The organism is Kitasatospora sp. NPDC023120, from assembly GCF_055560835.1.
In genome coordinates this window covers 161,376-183,782 of the sequence record NZ_JBVHHY010000011.1, presented here as the reverse complement: position 1 = coordinate 183,782, position 22,407 = coordinate 161,376, and the positions used below count along the sequence as shown (strand labels likewise).

23 protein-coding genes are annotated in these 22,407 nt (G+C 72.7%); 18 read left to right on the top strand and 5 right to left on the bottom strand.

Annotation, left to right across the window (positions count from 1 at the left end; genetic code table 11):
- Positions 1-33: 33 nt before the first annotated feature.
- On the top strand, positions 34-807 hold the full coding sequence (locus ACZ3TI_RS18420; RefSeq protein ID WP_465727259.1) for an SseB family protein: 774 nt from the start codon (positions 34-36) through the stop codon (positions 805-807).
- Between the two features lie 53 nt (positions 808-860).
- Here ACZ3TI_RS18420 and ACZ3TI_RS18415 read toward each other — a convergent pair whose 3' ends face one another.
- Positions 861-1,238: a DUF1844 domain-containing protein gene (locus ACZ3TI_RS18415; protein WP_465727257.1), complete on the bottom strand. Its 378-nt coding sequence runs from the start codon at positions 1,236-1,238 to the stop codon at positions 861-863.
- A gap of 480 nt (positions 1,239-1,718) precedes the next feature.
- Here ACZ3TI_RS18415 and infC point away from each other — a divergent pair, with 480 nt between their 5' ends.
- The 10 genes from infC to ACZ3TI_RS18365 all read left to right on the top strand — a co-directional run bounded on the left by infC (position 1,719) and on the right by ACZ3TI_RS18365 (position 12,323).
- A complete protein-coding gene (infC, locus tag ACZ3TI_RS18410) occupies positions 1,719-2,456 on the top strand; it encodes a translation initiation factor IF-3 (RefSeq protein ID WP_465727444.1) in 738 nt (245 codons plus the stop codon).
- Between the two features lie 143 nt (positions 2,457-2,599).
- A complete protein-coding gene (gene rpmI / locus ACZ3TI_RS18405) occupies positions 2,600-2,794 on the top strand; it encodes a 50S ribosomal protein L35 (protein WP_153460093.1) in 195 nt (64 codons plus the stop codon).
- 110 nt (positions 2,795-2,904) lie between these two features.
- Positions 2,905-3,300, top strand: coding sequence for a 50S ribosomal protein L20 (gene rplT / locus ACZ3TI_RS18400; RefSeq protein WP_030055649.1), 396 nt, complete (start codon positions 2,905-2,907; stop codon positions 3,298-3,300).
- 113 nt (positions 3,301-3,413) lie between these two features.
- Positions 3,414-4,280 (top strand): TrmH family RNA methyltransferase, encoded by an 867-nt coding sequence (locus ACZ3TI_RS18395; RefSeq protein ID WP_465727255.1) that lies wholly within the window; start codon positions 3,414-3,416, stop codon positions 4,278-4,280.
- Between the two features lie 185 nt (positions 4,281-4,465).
- Complete coding sequence (locus tag ACZ3TI_RS18390; RefSeq protein WP_465727253.1) at positions 4,466-5,569, top strand: sensor histidine kinase; 1,104 nt, start codon at positions 4,466-4,468, stop codon at positions 5,567-5,569.
- Between the two features lie 232 nt (positions 5,570-5,801).
- Complete coding sequence (pheS, locus tag ACZ3TI_RS18385; RefSeq protein WP_465727251.1) at positions 5,802-6,923, top strand: phenylalanine--tRNA ligase subunit alpha; 1,122 nt, start codon at positions 5,802-5,804, stop codon at positions 6,921-6,923.
- On the top strand, positions 6,923-9,424 hold the full coding sequence (gene pheT, locus ACZ3TI_RS18380) for a phenylalanine--tRNA ligase subunit beta (RefSeq protein WP_465727249.1): 2,502 nt from the start codon (positions 6,923-6,925) through the stop codon (positions 9,422-9,424). The genes pheS and pheT overlap by 1 nt, the downstream gene beginning before the upstream one ends.
- Before the next feature lie 153 nt (positions 9,425-9,577).
- Positions 9,578-10,000 carry a hypothetical protein gene (locus ACZ3TI_RS18375; protein WP_465727247.1) on the top strand — a complete coding sequence of 141 codons (423 nt, stop codon included), beginning with the start codon at positions 9,578-9,580 and terminating at the stop codon, positions 9,998-10,000.
- A 120-nt stretch (positions 10,001-10,120) separates the two neighbouring features.
- A complete protein-coding gene (locus ACZ3TI_RS18370) occupies positions 10,121-10,966 on the top strand; it encodes a chitosanase (RefSeq protein WP_465727245.1) in 846 nt (281 codons plus the stop codon).
- A 265-nt stretch (positions 10,967-11,231) separates the two neighbouring features.
- Positions 11,232-12,323: a sugar ABC transporter substrate-binding protein gene (locus tag ACZ3TI_RS18365; protein WP_465727243.1), complete on the top strand. Its 1,092-nt coding sequence runs from the start codon at positions 11,232-11,234 to the stop codon at positions 12,321-12,323.
- A gap of 121 nt (positions 12,324-12,444) precedes the next feature.
- Here the strand turns inward: ACZ3TI_RS18365 and ACZ3TI_RS18360 are convergent, their stop codons facing one another.
- On the bottom strand, positions 12,445-13,314 hold the full coding sequence (locus tag ACZ3TI_RS18360; protein ID WP_465727241.1) for a 3-hydroxybutyryl-CoA dehydrogenase: 870 nt from the start codon (positions 13,312-13,314) through the stop codon (positions 12,445-12,447).
- Between the two features lie 305 nt (positions 13,315-13,619).
- Between ACZ3TI_RS18360 and ACZ3TI_RS18355 the strand changes: the two genes are divergently transcribed.
- Positions 13,620-14,438: an SDR family NAD(P)-dependent oxidoreductase gene (locus tag ACZ3TI_RS18355; RefSeq protein ID WP_465727239.1), complete on the top strand. Its 819-nt coding sequence runs from the start codon at positions 13,620-13,622 to the stop codon at positions 14,436-14,438.
- A gap of 87 nt (positions 14,439-14,525) precedes the next feature.
- On the opposite strand, the gene ACZ3TI_RS18350 is transcribed toward ACZ3TI_RS18355, so the two are convergent.
- Entirely contained in the window at positions 14,526-15,434 is a 909-nt protein-coding gene (locus tag ACZ3TI_RS18350; protein ID WP_465727237.1) for a polysaccharide deacetylase family protein, read from the bottom strand.
- A gap of 208 nt (positions 15,435-15,642) precedes the next feature.
- Here ACZ3TI_RS18350 and ACZ3TI_RS18345 point away from each other — a divergent pair, with 208 nt between their 5' ends.
- The 3 genes from ACZ3TI_RS18345 (at position 15,643) to ACZ3TI_RS18335 (ending at position 17,766) form a co-directional block, all read left to right on the top strand.
- The gene (locus ACZ3TI_RS18345) at positions 15,643-16,527 is read left to right on the top strand and encodes an SAM-dependent methyltransferase (RefSeq protein ID WP_465727235.1); all 885 of its coding nucleotides are present in this window, start codon (positions 15,643-15,645) and stop codon (positions 16,525-16,527) included.
- Positions 16,528-16,654: 127 nt separating this feature from the next.
- On the top strand, positions 16,655-17,212 hold the full coding sequence (locus tag ACZ3TI_RS18340) for an HDIG domain-containing metalloprotein (protein ID WP_465727233.1): 558 nt from the start codon (positions 16,655-16,657) through the stop codon (positions 17,210-17,212).
- Positions 17,213-17,250: 38 nt separating this feature from the next.
- Positions 17,251-17,766, top strand: coding sequence for an FBP domain-containing protein (locus ACZ3TI_RS18335; protein WP_465727232.1), 516 nt, complete (start codon positions 17,251-17,253; stop codon positions 17,764-17,766).
- A gap of 27 nt (positions 17,767-17,793) precedes the next feature.
- On the opposite strand, the gene ACZ3TI_RS18330 is transcribed toward ACZ3TI_RS18335, so the two are convergent.
- On the bottom strand, positions 17,794-18,168 hold the full coding sequence (locus tag ACZ3TI_RS18330; protein WP_465727231.1) for an RNA-binding S4 domain-containing protein: 375 nt from the start codon (positions 18,166-18,168) through the stop codon (positions 17,794-17,796).
- Between the two features lie 35 nt (positions 18,169-18,203).
- Positions 18,204-18,608 carry a VOC family protein gene (locus ACZ3TI_RS18325; protein WP_465727230.1) on the bottom strand — a complete coding sequence of 135 codons (405 nt, stop codon included), beginning with the start codon at positions 18,606-18,608 and terminating at the stop codon, positions 18,204-18,206.
- 141 nt (positions 18,609-18,749) lie between these two features.
- Here ACZ3TI_RS18325 and ACZ3TI_RS18320 point away from each other — a divergent pair, with 141 nt between their 5' ends.
- The 3 genes from ACZ3TI_RS18320 (at position 18,750) to argJ (ending at position 22,292) form a co-directional block, all read left to right on the top strand.
- Positions 18,750-19,916, top strand: coding sequence for a methyltransferase (locus ACZ3TI_RS18320; RefSeq protein ID WP_465727442.1), 1,167 nt, complete (start codon positions 18,750-18,752; stop codon positions 19,914-19,916).
- Between the two features lie 142 nt (positions 19,917-20,058).
- Positions 20,059-21,087 (top strand): N-acetyl-gamma-glutamyl-phosphate reductase, encoded by a 1,029-nt coding sequence (argC, locus tag ACZ3TI_RS18315; protein ID WP_465727229.1) that lies wholly within the window; start codon positions 20,059-20,061, stop codon positions 21,085-21,087.
- 50 nt (positions 21,088-21,137) lie between these two features.
- Positions 21,138-22,292, top strand: coding sequence for a bifunctional glutamate N-acetyltransferase/amino-acid acetyltransferase ArgJ (gene argJ, locus ACZ3TI_RS18310; protein WP_465727440.1), 1,155 nt, complete (start codon positions 21,138-21,140; stop codon positions 22,290-22,292).
- The last annotated feature ends 115 nt before the right edge of the window (positions 22,293-22,407 follow it).

Below are 22,407 nucleotides of genomic sequence, written 5' to 3'. Positions count from 1 at the left end.
GGCCCTCGGGGGCGGTGGCATAGGGTCGGGCGGGTGGACCGCAAAGACTTCTCCAACCCGGCGTTCGTCGGCAAGAACATCCCGAACCCCGGCTTCGGCGACGACGACGGAACCGCCGACCCGGCGCTCGCCGAGGCCCTCGCCCGCTGGTCGCAGGACCGCTCGGCGGAACCCGACGTGCTGGCGGCGCTGGCCCCCACCCGTCTGATGGTCCCGATCGTGGCGATCCTCGGCGAGGTCGAGGTGGACGAGCACGGGCACAAGCACGACAAGACCAGCGACATGGCGGTGCCGGTGCTGGAGGCCCCGGACGGGCGCCGCGCGCTGCCGGCCTTTACCTCGCTGGAGGCGCTCGCCCGCTGGCGCGCCGACGCCCGTCCGGCGCCGACGGCCGCCCCGCAGGCCGCCATGGTGGCCTTCTCGGAGCGCGCCGACACCCTGCTGATCGACCCGGCCGGGCCGGTGGCCTTCCAGCTGAGCGGTGCCCGGCTGCGGGCGCTCGCGGAGAACCGCCGGTTCCTGCCGCCGGCGCAGGACCCGGAGGTGCGCGAGGCGGTCCGGGCGCTGCTCGCGGCCGAGCCGCAGGTGGTCAGCGGGCTGCTGGCGGCGTCCGAGGACTCGGACGGGGTGCTCGCGGTGGTGTTCGACCCGGCGCTGGACCAGCCGGGGCTGCAGGCCGCCGCGCAGCGGGTCGGGCGGGCGGTGGCGGCGGACCCGCTGCTGCGGGTGCGGCTGGACCGGGGGCTGGACCTCGCGGTGCTGCCGGCGAGCGCGCAGCTGCCGGGGGAGCCGCTCTACCGGCGCTAGGAAACGATGGAGGGCCCACCTACCGGATCCGGTAGGTGGACCCTCGCGTCAGGTCAGGAGTAGACCGGCCCGGTGAACTTCTCGCCCGGGCCCGTGCCCGGCTCGTCCGGGACGACGGAGGCCTCGCGGAAGGCGAGCTGCAGCGAGCGCAGGCCGTCGCGCAGCGGGGCGGCGTGGAAGTTGCTGATCTCCGGGGCGCCGGCGGTGACCAGCCCGGCCAGCGCGGTGATCAGCTTGCGGGCCTCGTCCAGGTCCTTGTCCTTCTCGCCGCCCTCGGCGAGACCGCACTTGACGGCGGCCGCGCTCATCAGGTGCACGGCGACGGTGGTGATCACCTCGACGGCCGGGACCTCGGCGATGTCGCGGGTGAGGTCGTCGAAGCCGATCGCGTCGTCGTCCGTGCCGGGGGTCTGGGTGGGCTCGCTGCTCAAGGGGGGCTCGTTCCGTCGTGCCGTGTTTGGGTACACCTGGAGCGTACAAGGGGGCCGTGGCGCGCCGGAGGGGCACTGCGCCGGGGTGGAATGGCGTTCGACCGCGCGACGCTGTAAGCTTCGAGACTGACCGGCCAGGATCCCGCATGGGTGCCTGGCCAGCAAGTGGAGGCTCCACTGAGGAGGCCCGAGAGGGCAACCGCGAAAGTCTCCCACCTGATCGGCCTCGCGGTCGACGGGTCCCGGTCCGCGACGGGCGCCTGGCGCCGAGTCGCCGCAGCGCCCCTCACCGGGCGCAGCCCCCGGTTGTGTGGAGCCCCGCTTGTACCGAGCGGGGCTTTTTTCGTGTCGCGGGTGCACACGGTGCCAGGGGTGCCGGGAGCAGCGCAGCACGAATGAAGCCCCGCCCAGTGGTCGAGTCCACTACGTGCGACCGCCGTCCGACGGCCGCATCGCAGAAGGTGCAACCGAGGAGGCCCCATCAGCACCGAGCCCCGCATCAACGACCGGATTCGCGTCCCGGAGGTGCGACTCGTCGGTCCCAGCGGCGAGCAGGTCGGCATCGTGCCGCTTGCCAAGGCGCTGGAGCTCGCGCAGGAGTACGACCTCGACCTGGTCGAGGTCGCGGCGACCGCCCGGCCGCCGGTGTGCAAGCTCATGGACTACGGCAAGTTCAAGTACGAGTCGGCCATGAAGGCCCGTGAGGCGCGCAAGAACCAGGCGCACACGGTCATCAAGGAGATGAAGCTCCGGCCGAAGATCGACCCGCACGACTATGACACCAAGAAGGGTCACGTCGTCCGGTTCCTCAAGCAGGGCGACAAGGTCAAGATCACGATCATGTTCCGCGGTCGTGAGCAGTCCCGCCCCGAGCTGGGCTTCCGCCTGCTGCAGCGGCTCGCCGACGACGTCCAGGAGCTGGGCTTCGTCGAGTCCTCGCCCAAGCAGGACGGCCGCAACATGATCATGGTTCTCGGCCCGCACAAGAAGAAGACCGAGGCGATGGCCGAGGCCCGCGCCCTCGCGGACGCCCGCAAGGCCGAGCGTCAGGGCCGGACCGCCGGTTCCGACGCCGCCCCCGCGGCCGACGACGACGCGGTGGCCGAGGACCTGGTGACCGACGACGCGGCGGCCGAGGCGCAGGACGCCCCGGCCGAGGCGCCGGCCACCGAGGCCGACGCTCCGGTCGAGCAGCCGGCCGCCTCCCAGGGCGCCTGAGCCTTCACGGCCAGGGCGGCCCGGGAGACCGGCCCCCCACGGTGACGGGGCGTCCCGCCCGGTCACCGCAGATCCATCCAGTTCACGCCCGTGTGGCAGCCGCCACGCGGGCGTGAACGGGACCGACGAGGAGATACGGCGAAATGCCGAAGCAGAAGACGCACAGTGGCGCCAGCAAGCGCTTCAAGATCAGTGGCTCTGGCAAGGTGCTGCGCGAGCGCGCCGGTCGCCGCCACCTCCTGGAGCACAAGCCGTCGACGCTGACCCGCAAGCTGGCCGGGACGATCGAGATGGCCCCCGCTGACGCCAAGAAGATCAAGAAGCTTCTCGGCAAGTGATCGCCCTCCCCGTCCGGCCCGGGCCGTGTGCGGGGCAGCTGATCCTTCCCGACCCATTCGAATGACGGACCACGTGAAGTAGTCCGTGGTCCAACCCAAGGAGTAATCAAGTGGCACGCGTCAAGCGGGCAGTCAACGCCCACAAGAAGCGCCGGGTCATCCTGGAGCGCGCCAGCGGCTACCGTGGCCAGCGTTCGCGCCTGTACCGCAAGGCCAAGGAGCAGGTCACCCACTCGCTGGTCTACAACTTCAACGACCGCAAGAAGCGCAAGGGCGACTTCCGTCAGCTGTGGATCCAGCGCATCAACGCTGCGGCCCGTGCCAACGGCATCACCTACAACCGCTTCGTGCAGGGCCTGAAGGCCGCCAGCGTCGAGATCGACCGCAAGATGCTGGCCGACCTGGCCGTCAACGACCCGGGTGCGTTCGCCTCCCTGGTCGAGGTCGCCCAGAAGGCGCTGCCGGCCGACGTGAACGCCCCGAAGGCCGCCGCGGACGCCGCCTGATCTTCCGGGATCGGTTGAGCTCTGACCGGGCCCGCAGGCTCTCCTGCGGGCCCGGTTCTGCATTTCCGCCCCTCAGTGACCTCCGCCCGCCAGCGCCCCCAGAGAACGAGACCATGCCGAGCACCGACATCCCCCTGCTGACCTCCCTGCGCTCGCCGCGCGTCGTCGCCGCCCGCCGGCTGGCCAAGCGCAACCAGCGCACCAAGGAGCGCCGCTTCCTGGCCGAGGGCCCGCAGGCGGTCCGGGAGGCCGTCGCCTTCGGCAGGCTGCCGGGCACGAACGAGCACGCCGTGGTCGAGGTGTACGTGGGCCTGGAGGCCGCCGAGCGGCACGCGGACATCGTCGAGGCCGCGCTGGCCGAGGGGCTGCCCGTGCTGACCGCCACCGACGAGGTCATCGCCGACATCTGCGACACGGTGACCCCGCAGGGCATCGTGGCGCTCTGCCGCTTCATCGACACCCCGTTCGCCGAGGTGCTCAAGGCCCGCCCGAAGCTGGTCGCGATCCTCGCGCACGTGCGCGACCCCGGGAACGCCGGCACCGTGCTGCGCACCGCCGACGCGGCCGGCGCGGACGCCGTGGTGCTCACCGACGCCTCCGTGGACCTCTACAACCCGAAGGCCGTCCGCGCCTCCGTGGGCAGCCTCTTCCACCTGCCGGTGGCGGTCGGCGTGCCGGTCGAGGAGGCCGTCGCCGAGCTGCGCGAGGCCGGGATCCGGGTGCTCGCCGCGGACGGCGCGGGGGAGCGCGACCTGGACCAGGAGCTGGACGAGGGCACGCTGGGCGCGCCCGGAGCGTGGGTGTTCGGCAACGAGGCGTGGGGGCTCCCGGAGGAGACCCGCGCGCTCACCGACGAGGTCGTGCGCGTCCCGATCCACGGCCACGCCGAGAGCCTCAACCTGGCCACCGCCGCGGCCGTCTGCCTGTACGCCTCGGCCCGGGCGCAGCGTTCGCCCGGCGGCTGCCGCTCGAACGCCTGACGCACCCGGCGGGCGTGTCCTGCGGCTCCTCACCGGGGTCGCCGCCGCCTGGCCCGACAAAACCCGCATCACGCCCCGGACGCGCCGGGATCACCCCGCTGCAAGCCCTACTGCGGGGGCCTGCGAGGCGCTAGGGTCTGCCTCGGTGGGGGGAACGGCACGGTGGGTAATCGGGGAGGCAACCCATGGTCGGCAGCGGACCCGAGCTCGACCCGGACGACCTGCCGGACGGCCTGGTGGTCGCCGACGCGCTGGGCCGGGTGGTCCGCATCAACCGGGCCGCGGCCCGGCTCACCGGCGTGCTCCCGGAGGCCGCGCTCGGCTGCGCCCTGGAGGACGTCCTCCCGCTGGAGGACCTGGACGGGCGCCGCTGGTGGCAGCTGACCGACCCGTACGGCGGGCTGGCCATCCGCACCCGCCAGCCGGAGCGCAACCTGCTGCTGCCCGGCGGCCGGGAGGTGCTGGTCTCCGCCCGGTACGTCCGCGCGGTGCCGTGCGGGCCGCTGGAGCGCCTGGTGATCGCCCTGCGCGGCACCGAGGCCCGGCGCCGCACCGAGCGCAGTCACGCCGAGCTGATCGCCACCGTCGCGCACGAGCTGCGCTCCCCGCTGACCAGCGTCAAGGGTTTCACCGCGACGCTGCTGGCCAAGTGGGAGCGGTTCACCGACGGGCAGAAGCGGCTGATGCTGGAGACCGTGGACGCGGACGCCGACCGGGTCACCCGGCTGATCGCCGAGCTGCTGGACATCTCGCGGATCGACGCGGGCCGGCTGGAGCTGCGCAAGCAGGTGGTCGACCTGGCCGCGGCGGTGCGCCGGCACGTGGAGCGCAAGGTCGCCACCGGCATCCCCGAGGAGCGCTTCGACATCCGGATCGGCGAGCCGCTCACCGTCCTGTGGGCGGACCCGGACAAGGTCGACCAGGTGCTCGCCAACCTGCTGGAAAATGCGGTGCGGCACGGCGAGGGAACTGTCACGATCGAGGTGGCACCGGCCAAGGAGGTCGTCGAGGCGCCCGCCTGGGAGCGCTCCGGCACCCCGCCCCGCATCGTGGAAGGCACAGCGGTCACCGTGAGCGACGAAGGCAGCGGCATCCCCGAGGAGTCGATGCCGCGCGTCTTCACCCGCTTCTGGCGCGGCTCCAAGCGCGGCGGCACGGGCCTGGGCCTCTACATCGTCAAGGGCATCGTGGAGGCCCACGGCGGCTCGATCCGCGTCGACCGCGCGCCCGGCGGCGGCGCCCGGTTCCGATTTATCCTGCCCGCCGGCGTGCCGGACTTCATGCTCTGAGCATGTGGTGAGTCGGCCCCGGACGGGCTTCGCGGCAGCGGCGCTACGCGCTGCGACTACACTCGACCTTTGGCGTCGCGCAACGCCCTGCGCGGCTGAGCCGCGGACACCCACTCCCGTGAGCCTCCGGTGAACGGAGACCGGCTGCCCGTGCCCCGGCCCCGCCGGGCGTGACGTGAAGGCGAGCCCACACACCTGAGCACGGACGAGCAGGAGCACGGGAAAGATAGAGATGTCGGCACCCAACAAGTCGTACGACCCGGTCGAGGTCGAGGCCCTCAAGCCCGAGGTGGTGGAGCAGGCGCGGGACGAGGCCGTCGCCGCCTTCGCCGCCGCCAGCACCCTGGACGAGCTGAAGCAGGCCAAGGTCGCCCACACCGGTGACCGGTCCCCGCTCTCGCTCGCCAACCGCGAGATCGGCGCCCTGCCCCCGCACGCCAAGGCCGCCGCCGGCAAGCTGATCGGCCAGGCCCGCGGAGCTGTCAACCAGGCCCTCGCCAAGCGGCAGGCCGAGCTGGAGGCGGAGCGGGACGCCCGCGTGCTGGTCGAGGAGGCGGTGGACGTCACGCTGCCGTACGACCGCGCTCCGCGCGGCGCCCGGCACCCGCTGACCACCATGGCCGAGCGCATCGAGGACACCTTCGTCGCGATGGGCTACCAGGTCGCCGAGGGCCCCGAGGTCGAGGCCGAGTGGCTCAACTTCGACGCCCTCAACCTGGGCCCGGACCACCCGGCCCGGTCGATGCAGGACACCTTCTTCGTCCAGGCCCCGGACGGCTCCGCCGACTCCGGCGTGGTGCTGCGCACCCAGACCTCCCCGGTCCAGGCCCGCACCATGCTCGACCGCGAGCCCCCCATCTACGTGGTCTGCCCGGGCCGGGTCTACCGGACCGACGAGCTGGACGCCACCCACACCCCGGTCTTCCGCCAGGTCGAGGGCCTCGCGGTGGACGAGGGCATCACCTTCGCCGACCTCAAGGGCACCATCGAGGTCCTGGTCGAGAAGCTGATCGGCTCCCACCTGGAGCTGCGCTGGCGGCCCTCGTACTTCCCGTTCACCGAGCCGTCGGCCGAGGTCGACCTGCAGTGCTTCGTGTGCCTCGGGGCGAGTGTCGGCAACCCGGACCGCCCGTGCCGCACCTGCTCCTCCGAGGGCTGGATCGAGCTCGGCGGCTGCGGCGTGGTCAACCCGCGGGTGCTGGTCGCCTGCGGTGTCGACCCCGAGCGCTACAGCGGGTTCGCCTTCGGCCTGGGCCTGGAGCGGATCCTGATGAATCGTCACAACGTCGCCGACATGCGCGACATGGTCGAGGGTGACGTGCGCTTCACCCTCCCGTTCGGGATGGAGATCTGATGCGCGTCCCGCTTTCCTGGCTGCGCGAGTACGTCGACCTGCCGACCGGCGCGACCGGCCGTGACGTCGCGGAGCGCCTGGTCCGGGCCGGCCTGGAGGTCGAGACCGTCGAGCAGCTCGGTGCCGACCTCAAGGGTCCGCTGGTGGTCGGCGAGGTGCTCTCCATCGAGGAGCTGTCCGGCTTCAAGAAGCCGATCCGGCACTGCTTCGTCAACGTCGGCGACGCCAACGGCACCGGCGAGCCGCAGGAGATCGTCTGCGGTGCGACCAACTTCGCCGTCGGCGACAAGGTCGTCGTCGTCCTCCCGGGCGCCGTGCTGCCCGGCCCGTTCCCGATCGCGGCCCGCAAGACCTACGGCCACACCTCGGCCGGCATGATCTGCTCCGCCCGCGAGCTGGGCATGGGCGACGACCACAACGGCATCATCGTGCTCCCGCCGGAGTACGAGCCCGGCACCGACGCCATCGAGCTGCTCCAGCTCGTCGACGAGGTGCTCGACATCGCCGTCACCCCGGACCGCGGCTACTGCCTGTCCATGCGCGGCGTGGCCCGCGAGGCCGCCGCCGCGTACGGGCTGCCGCTGGCCGACCCGGCGCTGCTCGACGTGCCGCCGGCCAACTCCTTCGGCTACCTGGTCAAGGTCAACGACCCGGCCGGCTGCGACCGCTTCGTGGCCCGTACGGTCGTCGGCGTCGACCCGAACGCCAAGTCCCCGATCTGGCTGCAGCGCCGGCTGCAGAAGTCGGGCATCCGCCCGATCTCGCTGACCGTCGACATCACCAACTACGTGATGCTCGAGGTCGGCCAGCCGCTGCACGCCTACGACAAGCAGCGCGTGGACGGCCCGATCACGGTCCGCCGGGCGGAGCAGGGCGAGACCCTCACCACCCTTGACGGGGTCGAGCGCAAGCTCGCCGCCGAGGACCTGCTGATCTGCGACAACAGCGGCCCGATCGGCCTGGCCGGCGTCATGGGCGGCGCCTCCACCGAGATCCTCGACCCGGCCGCCGGCCCGGGCACCACCGAGGTGATCATCGAGGCGGCGCACTTCGACCCGGTCGCCATCGCCCGCACCGCCAAGCGGCACAAGCTGCCCTCCGAGGCGTCCAAGCGCTTCGAGCGCGGCGTCGACCCGGAGGCCGCCCGCGCCGCCGCGCAGCGCGCCGTCGACCTGCTGGTCCTGATCGCCGGCGGCACCGCCGAGGCCGGGGTCACCGACATCGCCGCCCCGCACCCGGTGCGCACCATCACCATCGCCGCCGACCTGCCCGACCGGGTGGCCGGCACGGCGTACGGCCGGGAGACCGTCACCCGCCGCCTGCAGGAGGTCGGCTGCTCGGTCGCCGGCGCCGACGTCCTCGAGGTCACCCCGCCGACCTGGCGCCCCGACCTCACCGACCCGTACGACCTCGCCGAGGAGGTCATCCGGCTGGAGGGCTACGACAACGTCCCCGCCCGGATGCCCAACGTGCCGCCGGGCAAGGGCCTGACCGAGGCTCAGCGGACCAACCGTCGGATCGGGGTCGCGCTGGCCGGGGCCGGCTACGTCGAGGTCAACAACTACCCGTTCCTCGGCGATGCCGCCTGGGAGGCGCTCGGTCTGGAGGCCGACGACCGCCGCCGCCGTACGGTGAAGCTGGTCAACCCGCTCAACGACGAGGAGCCGGCGCTGCGCACCACGCTGCTGCCGGGCTTGCTCGGTGCACTGCGCCGCAACATCGGCCGGGGCAACACCGACCTGGCGATCTTCGAGACCGGTACCGTCTTCCTGCCCAAGGACGAGCTGTCCGTGGCCCCGCGCCCGGCCGTCGACCACCGGCCCAGCAACGAGGAGCTGGCCGAGCTGGACGCCGCGCTGCCGGACCAGCCGCGCCGGATCGCCGTCGCCCTCGCGGGCGAGCGGCTGCCGTCGGGCTGGTGGGGCAAGGGCGACCAGGCCTCCTGGGCGGACGCCGTCGAGGCGGCCCGCACGGTGGCCCGTGCGGCCGGCGTCGAGCTGGCCGTCCGCCAGGGCCAGCTGGCCCCCTGGCACCCGGGCCGCTGCGCCGAGCTGGTCGTCGCGGGCACCGACCGGGTGGTCGGCCACGCCGGCGAGCTGCACCCGCGGGTGGTCAAGGCGCTCGGGCTGCCGGCCCGTACCGCCGCGATGGAGATCGACGTCGACCTGCTCACCGCCGACGGCGCCGAGCGGGTCAGCGGCCCGACCGTCTCCGGCTTCCCGGTGGCCACCCAGGACGTCGCGCTGATCGTCGACACGGCGGTCCCGGCCGCCGACGTCGAGGCCGCGCTGCGGGCCGGTGCCGGCGAACTGCTGGAGGCCATCCGGCTGTTCGACGTGTTCACCGGCGAGCAGGTCGGCGAGGGCAAGAAGTCGCTGGCGTACGCGCTGCGCTTCCGCGCCGTCGACCGCACGCTGACCGCCGACGAGGCCACCGCCGCCCGCGAGGCGGCCGTCGCCGAGGCCGTCGCCCGTACGGGCGCGGTGCTGCGCGGCGCCTGATCCGGTAGCGCCCGGAAGGGCCCCGCCACGGACCACGAGGTCCGGGGCGGGGCCCTTTCGCGTTCTTTCGATCGACGCAGCCTCCGACTGACCCTGCCCGATGAGGGCGCGCTGACCGTCCTCGGCGACCAACTGCCCGGCTCGCCCCGGGCCTTGGACCGGATCGGCTTCGTCGCCCAGAACGCCGCGCTCTACCCGGGCCTGCCCGTACGGGACCTGCTCGCGATGGGCCGCCACCTCAACCGCCGCTGGGACGAGGCCCGGGCCCGGGCCCACCTGGAGGGGCTCGACATCCCGCTGGACCGCCGGTACGGCCGCCTACTACATCCACGTGGGGCTCGACCGCTCCGGCGCGGCCGGGTGCGACATGGCGCTGCGGACCTGCAACGAGCGTTGGAAGGAGTTCCTGCGCGAGTACGGCTCCGGGCTGTCGATCGGTGGCAATCGCTGCACGAGTCCTACCAGCCGGCCGACCGCTACTGGCCGTTCCAGTTCATCGAGTTCGGCTGGACGGCCCTGCTCGCGATCGCCCTGTGCGCGGCGGCGGTCTGGTGGGTGCGGCGCCGGGCGGTCTGACCTGCGGCTCCGCAGATCGCTTGAAGAGGTTCCGTCAAAACCCTTGCGGGAGTGGGCCGGACGGCGTTTCCTCTTCTCGTTAGGAAAGTTTCCTAACCCTACGAGGAATCGGAGCGTCCCATGCGCCCTCAGCCCCGTCGTGCCCTCCGCGTAGCCCTCGCCGCCGCCCTGGTGGCCGCGCCCCTCACCGTCGCGGCCACCACGGCGGCCCAGGCCGCCGCCCCGGCCACGGCCGCCGCCGTCCAGCTCAAGGGGGTCGGACTGGACGACCCGCACAAGAAGGACATCGCGATGCAGCTGGTGTCCAGCGCGGAGAACTCCTCCCTGGACTGGAAGGCCCAGTACAAGTACATCGAGGACATCAAGGACGGGCGGGGCTACACCGCCGGCATCATCGGCTTCTGTAGCGGCACCGGCGACATGCTGGAGCTGGTCCAGCACTACACCGACCTCAAGCCCGGCAACGTGCTGGCCAAGTACCTGCCCGCGCTGAAGAAGGTCAACGGCACCGACTCGCACGCCGGCCTCGGCTCCGCCTTCGAGCGCGACTGGGCCGCCGCCGCCAAGGACACCGTCTTCCAGCAGGCCCAGAACGACGAGCGCGACCGGGTGTACTTCGACCCCGCCGTCAAGCAGGCCAAGGCCGACGGCCTGCGCGGGCTCGGCCAGTTCGTCTACTACGACGCCATCGTCATGCACGGCCCGGGCACCAGCTCGGACAGCTTCGGCGGCATCCGCGCCGCCGCCCTGAAGAAGGCCAAGACCCCCGCCCAGGGCGGCGACGAGGCCACCTACCTCAAGGCCTTCCTGGACGCCCGCAAGGTGGTCATGAAGAAGGAGGAGGCCCACTCCGACACCAGCCGGGTGGACACCGAGCAGCTGGTCTTCCTCAACGCCGGGAACTTCGACCTCAACCCGCCGCTGAAGTGGAAGGTCTACGGCGACAGCTACGCCATCAACAGCTGAGCCGTCACCGTCCCGACGGCGGGCGACCCCTCTCCCCGGGGCCGCCCGCCGTCGGCTTTCGGCTCCGCGCTTCCTTCGGGAGTCGACTCCGCTCCAGAGCCGTCCGGTGGCCTTCCTGTGGCGATGCGCACGGATCATTCACTCCATAACGAATCGGACAGGAGGATAACGAAGACTCCTTCACTTATTGACGCATCGGCCCGGTGGCGCTTGACTCCCTTCCCTGCCGCGACGCTGCGGCGCAGTACAGGAGGCACCACCGATCATGAACAGACCCATGCGTCTCGCGGTCACGGGCACGGCCGCCGTGTCGCTCGCGCTCACCCTCGCGGCCTGCGGTCAGACCGACGCATCGCAGCAGCCGGCGGCAGGCGGGAGCGAACGGAGCATCGGTCTGCTTCTGCCGGAGAACACCTCCTCCACTCGCTACGAGGCCTTCGACAGACCGCTGATCCAGCAGACGGTCACCGGCCTCTGCCCGAGGTGCACGATCAGCTACGCCAACGCGGACGGGAACGAGAGCACCCAGAAGCGCCAGTTCGACGACATGCTGGCCAAGGGCGTCAAGGTCATCCTGCTCGACCCGGTCAACGCCAAGGGCACCGCCCCGTGGGTCGAGGCCGCCACTGCCAAGGGCGTGAAGGTCGTCGCCTACGACCGGCTGGCCGCCGGCAAGGTCGCCGCCTACGTGTCCTTCGACAACGGGCGCACCGGTGAACTCCAGGGCCAGACCCTGTTGGACGCGCTCGGCCCCAAGGCCGCCTCGGCCAATGTCGTGATGATCAATGGCGCCGAGTCCGACCCCAACGCGGCGCAGTTCAAGGCGGGCGCGCACCGCGCGCTGGACGGCAGGGTCAAGAAGATCGCCTACGAGCAGTCCGGCGAGTGGAAGCCGGAGGTGGCCACGGCGAAGATGAACGAGGCCATCCAGAGCCTGGGCAAGGACGGCATCCAGGCCGTCTACGCGGCCAACGACGGCATGGCCGCGGCCGTCATCGACTCCCTGAAGGCGGCGGGCATCAAGAACGTGCCCGTGGGCGGCCAGGACGCGTCCATGGACGCGGTGCGCCGGGTGCTCACCGGCGAGCAGACCTACACCATCTACAAGCCGTACAAGCCCGAGGCGGACGCGGCCGGCAGCATCGCCGTCCAGCTGGTCGAGGGCCTGGACATCGGCGCGACGGCGACCTCGGTCACCGACAGCGGCGGGCTGCACATCCCGTCCCTGCTGCTCACCCCGATCGTGGTGACCAAGGCGAAGGTGCAGGTCACGGTGGTCGGCGGCGGCCTCTACAAGGCCGCCGACATCTGCACCCCGCAGTACGCGGACGCCTGCGCGGCGGCTGGCGTCAAGTAGCGCGAGTCTCCGCGGCGCTCTCCTGAAGCGGAGTCAGGCGGCCCGGTCGGGACACCGCTGTCCCGGCCGGGCCGTTCCGTGCCGGCCGGAGCCGCCTTTCCGTGGAGGTGTCCTTCGCGGGTCAGGCGGTCGCGGTGTAGTCGTAGAAACCGCGACCGGACTTGCGGCCCAGCAGGCCCGCGTCGACCATCCGGGAGAGCAGCGGGGGAGCGGCGTACAGCGGCTCCTTGTACTCGTCGTACATCGACTCGGCGATCGAGACGATGGTGTCCAGGCCGATCAGGTCGCACAGCCGCAGCGGGCCCATCGGGTGGGCGCAGCCGGCCTCCATGCCCTTGTCGATGTCGGAGGCGGTGGCCACGCCCGACTCGAACATCCGCACCGCGGACAGCAGGTACGGCACCAGCAGCGCGTTGACCACGAAGCCGGCCCGGTCGCGGGCGCGGATCGGCTCCTTGGCGAGCGCCTCGGAGGCGAACGCCTCGACCCGCTCGGTGGTGGTCGCCGAGGTGGTCAGGGTCGGGATGACCTCGACCAGCTTCTGCACCGGCGCCGGGTTGAAGAAATGCAGGCCGATGACCTGCTCCGGGCGGGAGGTGGCGGCGGCCAGCTTCACGATCGGGATCGAGGAGGTGTTGGAGGCGAGGATCGCGTCGCGGCGCTCGATCACCCGGTCCAGCGTCTCGAAGATCTTGACCTTGATGTCCTCGCGCTCGGCGACGGCCTCGACCACGAGGTCGCGGTCGGCGAAGTCGGACAGGTCGACGGTGAAGGACAGCCGGGCCAGCGCCTCGTCCCGCTGCTCGGGGGTCAGCTTGCCGCGCTTGACGGCCGTGTCCAGGGAGTTGGTCAGGCGGGTGCGGCCGAGCTCCAGCGCCTCGCCGCTGGCCTCCGACACCAGGACGTCCAGCCCGGCCCGGGCGAAGACCTCGGCGATGCCCGACCCCATCAGACCGCAGCCGACTACTCCGACGCGCGCGATGTCACTCACTCAGTTGCCCTTCGGTGGTGCTGGGGGTCGCCCAGCGACTGGTGGCCCAGCGAGCTGCTGGTCAGCGGGTCGGTGTACCGGAGTGGGTGCACCGGTCACCGCCCCGACGACGTTACTACTCCGTACCGGCCAGTAGGTCACCCCCTCCCCGGAGGAGTGCCACCGCGGATGTGTCCCCCGAACGGGTGAGGTGGTGCCGCCGGCCCGTGTGCCCGGGGCCGGCCCCGCCCGGCGGCCGACAGAATGCCGCAGGCGGGAGCCGGCCGACCGGCAGGCCGCCCGGGGACGGGAAGGGAGCACGCGCGGTGTCGACGGGATCGCTCGTAGGACAGGTCGCCCTGATCACCGGCGCCGGCCGGGGCATCGGCCGGGAGATCGCCATCGGCCTGGCCGCCGAGGGGATGGCCGTCGGCCTGGTCGGACGCACCCACGAGACGCTGACCGACACCCTCAAGGAGTGCGTCAGACACGGCTCCCGGGGCGTCGCCGTCGCCGCCGACGTCACCCGCCCCGGCGCGGTGCGCGAGGCCGTCCGGGTCGTCGAGCGCGACCTCGGCCCGATCGACCTGCTGGTCAACAACGCCGGCCTGGTCGACCGCGCCGAGGTGCCGATCTGGGAGACCGACGCCAACCAGTGGTGGCAGGTGATCGAGACCAATCTGCGCGGCCCCTACAACCTGCTGCGCTGCGTGCTGCCCGGCATGGTCGCCCGGCGGCGCGGCCGGGTGGTCAACCTCAACTCCGGCTTCGCGCTGCGCCCGGACGGCAACTACACCGCGTACGCCACCTCCAAGGGCGCGCTGCTCCAGCTCTCCGACAACATGGCGGACTCGCTCGCCCGGCACGACGTCGTCGTCCTCGACATCAGCCCGGGTGCGGTGGCCACCGACATGACCGCCGGGATGCCGATGTTCCGGGACATGAAGGCCTGGGGCTCCATCCCGTACATGGTCGCGGTCACCGTGGACGCCGCCCGCGGCCGCTTCGACGGGCTGCACGGGCGGTTCATCCACGCCGGGCGGGACGACCTGGAGGAGCTGGTCGACCGGGCCGACGCGATCCGCGCCTCGGACGCCCGCACGCTGCGGCTGCGCCCGTACAAGGACGACGATCCGATGGTCTGACCGGATGCGCCCCGGGAGCGGAGCCGGCTACGCGCAGAGCCCTACGCGCAGAGCCGGCTACGCGCAGAGCCCTACGCGCTGAGCCGACTACGCGCAGAGCTGGCTGGCGGTCACCGGCTTGAGCCCGGCCTTGGCGAGCCCGTCCAGGATGGCCGGCAGCGCGTCCACCGTGCACTGGTGGCCCATGTGCAGGGCCACCACCGAGCCGCCGCGCACCGAGTTCAGCACCCGGCGCTGCAGTTCGGCGGCCGACGGGTCGGCGTAGTCGCGCGGGTCGACGTCGAAGGACAGCACGTGCTCGTAGCCGACGGCCCTGGCCTGCTCGCGCACCATCGGGGTGGCGTACTGCGCGGCGGACGGGCGGAACCAGCGGCCGATCGAGCCGGTGAGCCGCTGCAGCCGCTCGGCGCACTGGGCGATCTCGGCGCGCGCCTGGTCCGGGGTCATGGCGGAGATGTTGAGGTGGTTCTGGGTGTGGTTGCCCAACTCGTGGCCGCCGTCCAGGATCCGCCGGGCCATCTGCGGCTGCTGGTCGAGCCAGCTGCCGACGGCCATCACGGTCAGCTTGGCGCCGCGCTGCTCGGCGATCTCCAGCAGTGCGGTGGCCAGCTTCGGGTCGCCGCTCCCGTGGAAGGTGAGCGCCACGTTCTTGCCGGTCCGCGCCCCGTACACGACCTCCACCGGGGTGCCGGGCGCGAGCGGCGGCAGCGCGGGCGGGGTCGGCGGGGCGGAGGCCTGGGCGGTGGCCGCGGCGGGCTCGGCGGTGGGCTGCGGCTCCGCCGGTGCGGTCGGGGCGGGGGAGGCCGGGCCCTCGCCGCCATTCCAGGCCGGGTCGGTGGTGTGCTGCGGGTCGACGGTGCCGGGGTGCGCGGCCAGCGCCCCGGGGTCGGCCCGGCGGTGCGCGCCGGTGCCGCAGGCGGTGAGGAGGCCGCCGGCGGCGGTGAGGGCGGCCAGCTGGGCGGCGGTGCGCAGTACGGTGCGGCGGTCGGCAGTCATCGGCAGCCAGCATAGAGAGGGCGGCCGTGGCGGGCGATCCGGTATGACCGGTCTGCAGGTCGTTGACGTGCACACATCCTATCTACGGGTGTTGCGTAAACCTGAACTCCCGCTGTTTCCACGGTGAGTCGTTGGATACGATCACCGCGCACCGCGTCTTGACAGGCGGTAGCCACACTTCCGGCATTGCGCATTGGGGGCGGACAGGATGCACGAGGACACCGCGGCGATAGGCGAGCCGACCGGCACCGACTGGCACTGGGCCAAGGCGGACGACTGGCAGCCGCCGAGCGAACTGGACACCGGCATCCCGCACACGGCCCGGATGTACGACTACTACCTGGGCGGCAAGGACAACTTCGAGGCCGACCGCAAGGCCGCGCAGGCCGCGATCGCCGCCTACCCCGCGCTGCCGCTCCTGGCCCGTACCAACCGGCAGTTCCTCGGCCGCGCCGTGGAGTACGTGGCCGGCCGGGGCATCCGCCAGTTCGTCGACATCGGCACCGGCATCCCGGCCGTCGGCTCCACCAGCGAGGTCGCCCAGCGGGTCGCCCCGGACGCCCGCGTGGTGTACCTGGACAACGACCCGATCGTCGCCACCCACGCCCGCGCCCTGCTGGCGAGCCACCGCGCCGGGCACACCTCGGTGATCGAGGCGGACCTGCGGGACCCGGCCGCGATCCTCGCCCACCCCGCACTGGCCGCCGCCGTCGACCTCTCCCAGCCGGTCGCGCTGATGCTGGTCGCCGTCCTGCACTTCATCCGGGACGAGGACGGCGCGCAGCAGATCGTCCGCACCCTGCGCGACGCGCTCGCCCCCGGCAGCGCGCTGATCCTGTCGCACGGCAGCCCCGACTTCGCCTCCCGGGAGAGCGCCGCCGAGGGCACCCGCATCTACAAGAGCGCCAGCGCCCCGCTGGTCCTGCGCCCCCGGGCCGGCGTCGAACCCTTCTTCGGCGACTTCGAGTTCGTCGGCCCCGGGCTCGTCCAGCTGCCGCTCTGGCGCCCCACCGCCGGCCACGTCCCCACCACCGAACTGCCCGAGGGCTGGCAGGACGTCTCCGCCTACGCGGGCGTCGCCTTCAAGCCGTAGGACGTGTCCGACGCGCCCCAGCGCGCGTGTTCATCCCGGCCCGGCGCCTCCCTCCTGCGCCGGGCCGGGCCACCGCATCCTCGCACCTGCCACTGACAACCCCTCACCGGCCCGGCTAGCCTGCAGCGTGACCACGACCCTGCCGCCGCTGCCCCCCGACGTCACCGAGCTCCTGCGGGCCGTCGACGCCCCGCCCAGGCTGGTCGCCCACCTCGCGCTGGTGCACGAGGTCGCCGAGGAGATCACCGACTTCTGCGCCCGCGAGGGCCTGGAGTTCGACCGCGAGGCCGTCCGGTACGGCGCCGCCACCCACGACATCGGCAAGACCCTCCATCCCGAGGAGCTCTCGGCGCCCGGCTCCGCGCACGAGGCGGCCGGCCACGCGCTGCTGCTGGCCCGCGGCGTCCCGGAGCGGCTCGCCCGCTTCGCCCGCAGCCACGCGAGCTGGCGGCAACCCGGCACCAGCGTCGAGGAGTTGCTGGTCAGCCTGGCCGACAAGGCCTGGAAGAACAAGCGCGTCCCGGACCTGGAGGACCGGGTGGTGGACCGGCTCGCCGCCGCCACCGGCCGGGAGCGCTGGGCGGTCTTCCCCGCCCTGGACGACCTGCTCACCCGGATCGGCGAGGACGCCCCGCGGCGGCTCGCCCTCCAGGCCGAGCACCCGGTACGAACCGGGAGAAATTGACGCGACAGGACGTGCGGGGCGGTGCTAGCTTCCGCGGCATGGAACCCCTGAGTGAGACCGAGATCCGCGCGTCCTTCGTCAACTGCTCCAAGGGCGAGGCCCGTCGACTCAACCTGCCCCGGGGTCTGGCCGAACTGCCCTGGGAGAACCTGGACTTCCTCGGCTGGCGGGACCAGGGCGCGCCCGACCGGGCGTACCTGGTGGCCCCGTACCGCGGCGAGCCGGTCGGCGTGACACTGCGGGTGCCGTCGGTCCGGCGCAGCCTGACCAGGACGAACGTCTGCTCGCTGTGCATCACCGCGCACGCCGGCACCGGCGTCGCGCTGCTCGCCGGCCGCCGGGCGGGCGCGGCCGGGCGCGAGGGCAACACGGTCGGGACGTACATCTGCGCCGACCTCGCCTGCTCGCTCTACGTGCGCGGGCTGAAGAAGTCCGCCCTGGTCACCCGGCCCGACGAGTCGCTGCCGCTGGAGGAGCAGATCGCCCGGACGGTGGGCAACCTGGACGCCTTCCTCGCCAGGGTGCTCACCGACACGTCCGCCACGGCCGCGTAGGCCCTGCCCCGGGGCGCCGCGGGGCCGTCAGTGCCCGCGCAGCTGGTCGAACTCGCGGCGCTCCCGCTTGGTGGGGCGCCCGGTCCCGCGGTCCCGCTGCCCGGCCGCCGCGACGAACTCGCGCGGCGGCCGCGGCGGGCTGTTGTCGACCAGGCACTCCTGCGCGACGGCGGCACCGACCCGCTTGCGGATCAGCTTCTGCACCACCACGACCCGCTCGTGGTTCTCCTCGCGCAGCCGGACCTCGTCCCCGGGCTTCAGCGCCTGGGCCGGCTTGGCCCGCTCGCCGTTCACCCGGACGTGCCCGGCCCGGCACGCGGCCGCGGCCAGCGCCCGCGTCTTGACCAGCCGGACCGACCAGATCCAGCTGTCCACCCGCACGCTTCCCTCGTGTTCAGCCATCCTCGGAGCCTACCCAAACGGCTCGAAGACCGGCCCTACGCCGCGGACGGCGACTCCTGGACCGCCCAGCCGTTGCCGTCCGGGTCGTTGAAGAACACGAAGTTGTTCCACGCCTCGCCGTGCCCGTCCACCCGGGAGCCCGCCACGAAGTGCTGGACCGGGCTGACCTGCACGCCCCGCGCGACCAGTTCGGCGTGCGCCTTCTCGATGTCGCCGACCACCAGCTGGAGGCCCTTGACCGACCCGGGCGGCGAGTCGATCACCCCCTTGCCCACCACGATCGAGCAGGGCGAGCCCGGGGGTGTCAGCTGGACCACCCGGACCCCGTCCCGCATGCGGGTGTCGTGGTCGACCGTGAAGCCGACCTGCTCCTCGTAGAAGAGCTTCGCGCGGTCCACGTCGGACACCGGGACCACGACGACTTCGAGCTTCCAGTCCATCGCCCTCACCCCTCTCGGTCGGGCTCTTCCAGTATCCGTCCGGCGGCCTTCCTCCAAAACTGTTCCCCGGTGCCCGTCCGATAGCCTGAGAACACGATGAATCCGCAGACCACGCCCGCCGCGATCCCGCCGACCACTCCGCTGGCCACCCCGTGGGGCGCCCTCGACCTCACCCGCTTCCCCGAGGACCCGCGCGAGCGGCTGCGGGCCTGGGACGCCGCCGACGAGTACCTGCTGCGCCACCTCGCGGGCGAGGCGGACAGTGCGGCCGGCGCCGCGACCGAGCTGGCCGGGCGCCGGATCGCCGTCCTCGGCGACCGCTGGGGCGCGCTGACCACCGCGCTCGCCGAGCACCGGCCGGTCCAGATCTCCGACTCCCACCTCGGCCGGCAGGCCACCCTGGCGAACCTGGCCCGGGCCGGCGCCGCCGTCGAGGAGCAGCGGCTGCTCACCACCCGGGACACCCCGCCGGAGCGGATCGACGTGCTGCTGGTGCGCGTCCCCAAGAGCCTGGCCCTGCTGGAGGACCAGCTGCACCGGCTCGCCCCCGCGATCCACCCCGGCACCGTGGTGGTCGGCGCCGGCATGGTCACCGAGATCCACACCTCCACCCTCCAGCTCTTCGAGCGGATCCTCGGCCCGACCCGCACCTCGCTCGCCGTTCGCAAGGCCCGGCTGATCTTCTGCACCCCCGAGCCGGCGCTCGACCCGGGCCCCAACCCGTGGCCGCACCGCTACGCGCTGCCGTCGGACATCGGCCCCGCGGCCGGCCGGACGGTGGTCAACCACGCCGGCACCTTCTGCGCCGAGCGGCTCGACATCGGCACCCGCTTCTTCCTCGCCCACCTGCCCGTCCCCGCCCCGGGCGCCCGGGTGGTGGACCTCGGCTGCGGCAACGGCGTGGTCGGTACGGCGGCCGCGCTGGCCGGGCCCGGCGCCCAGCTGGTCTTCGTGGACGAGTCGCACCAGGCGGTGGCCTCCGCCGAGGAGACCTTCCGCACCAACCTGGGCCCGGACGCCCCGGCCGAGTTCCTGACCGCCGACGCGCTCGCGACCGACGCGATCGCCCCCGGCTCGGTGGACCTGGTGCTCAACAACCCGCCGTTCCACTCCCACCAGGCCACCACCGACGCCACCGCGTGGCGGATGTTCACCGGCTCCAAGCGGGCGCTGCGGCCCGGCGGTGAGCTCTGGGTGGTCGGCAACCGCCACCTCGGCTACCACGTCAAGCTGCGCCGGCTCTTCGGCAACTGCCGACTCGTGGCGGGCAATCCCAAGTTCGTGGTGCTGCGCGCCGTCAAGCGCTGACCGCAGCCGTCCGCAGGCCGTCCGCAAGCCGTCAGGAAGCCCGCCGGCCGCCGAATCGCGGTCCCGGCGGTGCTCCGACACATACTCCTTGCATGGATTTTCCTCCACGCGTATATTCATGCCAAGACTAAGGAGGAACGCCATGGCATTGCGAGTCGCCGTCGCCGGCGCGAGCGGGTACGCGGGCGGTGAGGTGCTGCGCCTGCTGCTCGGCCACCCGGAGGTGGAGATCGGGGCGCTGACCGGCGGCTCGAACGCGGGCACCAGGCTGGGCGCACTGCAGCCGCACCTGATCCCGCTCGCCGACCGCGTCCTCGAGCCCACCACCCCCGAGGTGCTGGCCGACCACGACGTGGTGTTCCTGGCGCTGCCGCACGGCCAGTCCGCCGCCGTCGCCGAGGCCCTCGGCCAGAACGTCCTGGTGGTCGACTGCGGCGCCGACTTCCGGCTCAAGGCCGCCGCCGACTGGGAGCAGTTCTACGGCTCCGCGCACGCCGGCACCTGGCCCTACGGCCTGCCCGAACTCCCCGGCCACCGCGCCGCGTTGAAGGGAAGCAACCGGATCGCCGTACCCGGCTGCTACCCGACGGCCGTCTCGCTGGCGCTGTTCCCCGCGTACGCGGCCGGGCTCGCTGAGCCGGAGGCCGTGGTGGTCGCCGCCTCCGGCACCTCCGGGGCCGGCAAGGCCGCCAAGCCGCACCTGCTGGGCAGCGAGGTGATGGGCAGCGTCAGCCCGTACGGCGTCGGCGGCGTCCACCGGCACACCCCCGAGATGTCGCAGAACCTCACCCCGCTCGCCGGTGAGCCGGTCACCGTCTCCTTCACCCCCACCCTCGTCCCGATGCCGCGCGGCATCCTCGCCACCTGCTCGGCCAAGGCCAAGCCCGGCGTGACCGCCGAGAGCCTGCGCGCCGCCTACGCCGAGGCGTTCGCGGGCGAGGCCTTCGTCCACCTGCTGCCCGAGGGGCAGTGGCCGCAGACCAGCAGCGTCTACGGCGCCAACACCGCTCTGGTCCAGGTCGCCCTGGACACCACCGCCGGGCGGATCATCGCGATCAGCGCGATCGACAACCTGGTCAAGGGCACCGCGGGCGGCGCGGTGCAGAGCATGAACATCGCCCTCGGCCTGCCCGAGGAGCTGGGCCTTCCCGTGAACGGAGTCGCACCGTGACCAGTGACAACACCGCGGCCGGTGACAACACCGCGACCAGTGGCACCAACGTGGGCGTGACGGCGGCCAAGGGCTTCCGCGCCGCCGGCGTGACGGCCGGCATCAAGGCCTCCGGCACCCCGGACCTCGCCCTGGTGGTCAACGACGGTCCGTCGCTCGCCGCGGCCGGCGTCTTCACCGCGAACCGGGTCAAGGCCGCGCCGGTGCTCTGGTCCGAGCAGGTCCTCAAGGGCGGGCGGGTCTCCGCCGTCGTCCTCAACTCCGGTGGTGCCAACGCCTGCACCGGCCCGCTGGGCTTCCAGGACACCCACGCCACCGCGGAGAAGGTCGCCGCGGAGCTGGAGCTCAACGCGGGTGAGGTCGCCGTCGCCTCCACCGGTCTGATCGGCGTCCGGCTGCCGATGGACATCCTGCTGCCCGGTGTCACCCTGGCCGCGGGCGAGCTCAGCGAGACCGGCGGCGAGGCCGCCGCGATCGCCATCAAGACCACCGACACCGTGCACAAGACCGCCCAGGTCACCAGCCCGGCCGGCTGGACGGTCGGCGGCATGGCCAAGGGCGCGGGCATGCTCGCCCCGAGCCTCGCCACCATGCTGGTGGTGCTCACCACCGACGCCGCCGTCGACAGCCCCGCCCTGGACGCCGCCCTGCGCGGCGCCACCCGCACCACCTTCGACCGGATTGACTCCGACGGCTGCATGTCGACCAACGACACCGTGCTGCTGCTCGCCTCCGGCGCCACCGGCATCACCCCGGACCAGGCCGAGTTCGCCGAGGCCGTCCGTACCGTCAGCGCCGACCTGGCACGCCAGCTGATCGGCGACGCCGAGGGCGCGAGCAAGGACATCCGGATCGACGTCGACGGCGCAGCGACCGAGGACGAGGCGGTCGAGGTCGCCCGGACGATCAGCCGCAACAACCTGCTCAAGTGCGCCATCCACGGCGAGGACCCCAACTGGGGCCGGGTGTTGGCCGCGATCGGCACCACCTCCGCCGCCTTCGACCCGAACCGGCTGGACGTCGCCATGAACGGCGTCTGGGTCTGCAAGGACGGTGGCGTGGGCGAGGACCGCGACCTGGTGGACATGAAGGGCCGCGAGGTCGTCATCACCGCGAACCTCAACGCCGGTACGGCGAGCGCATCGCTGTGGACCAACGACCTGACCGCCGACTACGTTCACGAGAACAGCGCCTACTCGACCTGATCCACGTCACTTCGTCCGCGCCATCCTGACCGCGACATCCTCCCCCAGCCTCCGGCCGGGGACCCCCATCGACGAGGGATACCCGTGCAGATCGCACCCAAGGGCGAACAGGCCC

Excerpts from the sequence above, each read along its gene's own strand:
- ACZ3TI_RS18330 (WP_465727231.1), bottom strand. The coding sequence starts at position 18,168 with ATGGCTGAACACGAGGGAAGCGTGCGGGTGGACAGCTGGATCTGGTCG.
- rpmI (WP_153460093.1), top strand. The coding sequence starts at position 2,600 with ATGCCGAAGCAGAAGACGCACAGTGGCGCCAGCAAGCGCTTCAAGATC.
- ACZ3TI_RS18370 (WP_465727245.1), top strand. The coding sequence starts at position 10,121 with ATGCGCCCTCAGCCCCGTCGTGCCCTCCGCGTAGCCCTCGCCGCCGCC.
- ACZ3TI_RS18395 (WP_465727255.1), top strand. The coding sequence starts at position 3,414 with ATGCCGAGCACCGACATCCCCCTGCTGACCTCCCTGCGCTCGCCGCGC.
- ACZ3TI_RS18335 (WP_465727232.1), top strand. The coding sequence starts at position 17,251 with ATGGAACCCCTGAGTGAGACCGAGATCCGCGCGTCCTTCGTCAACTGC.
- ACZ3TI_RS18390 (WP_465727253.1), top strand. The coding sequence starts at position 4,466 with ATGGTCGGCAGCGGACCCGAGCTCGACCCGGACGACCTGCCGGACGGC.
- argC (WP_465727229.1), top strand. The coding sequence starts at position 20,059 with ATGGCATTGCGAGTCGCCGTCGCCGGCGCGAGCGGGTACGCGGGCGGT.
- ACZ3TI_RS18325 (WP_465727230.1), bottom strand. The coding sequence starts at position 18,608 with ATGGACTGGAAGCTCGAAGTCGTCGTGGTCCCGGTGTCCGACGTGGAC.
- ACZ3TI_RS18345 (WP_465727235.1), top strand. The coding sequence starts at position 15,643 with ATGCACGAGGACACCGCGGCGATAGGCGAGCCGACCGGCACCGACTGG.
- pheS (WP_465727251.1), top strand. The coding sequence starts at position 5,802 with ATGTCGGCACCCAACAAGTCGTACGACCCGGTCGAGGTCGAGGCCCTC.
- pheT (WP_465727249.1), top strand. The coding sequence starts at position 6,923 with ATGCGCGTCCCGCTTTCCTGGCTGCGCGAGTACGTCGACCTGCCGACC.
- ACZ3TI_RS18365 (WP_465727243.1), top strand. The coding sequence starts at position 11,232 with ATGAACAGACCCATGCGTCTCGCGGTCACGGGCACGGCCGCCGTGTCG.
- ACZ3TI_RS18350 (WP_465727237.1), bottom strand. The coding sequence starts at position 15,434 with ATGACTGCCGACCGCCGCACCGTACTGCGCACCGCCGCCCAGCTGGCC.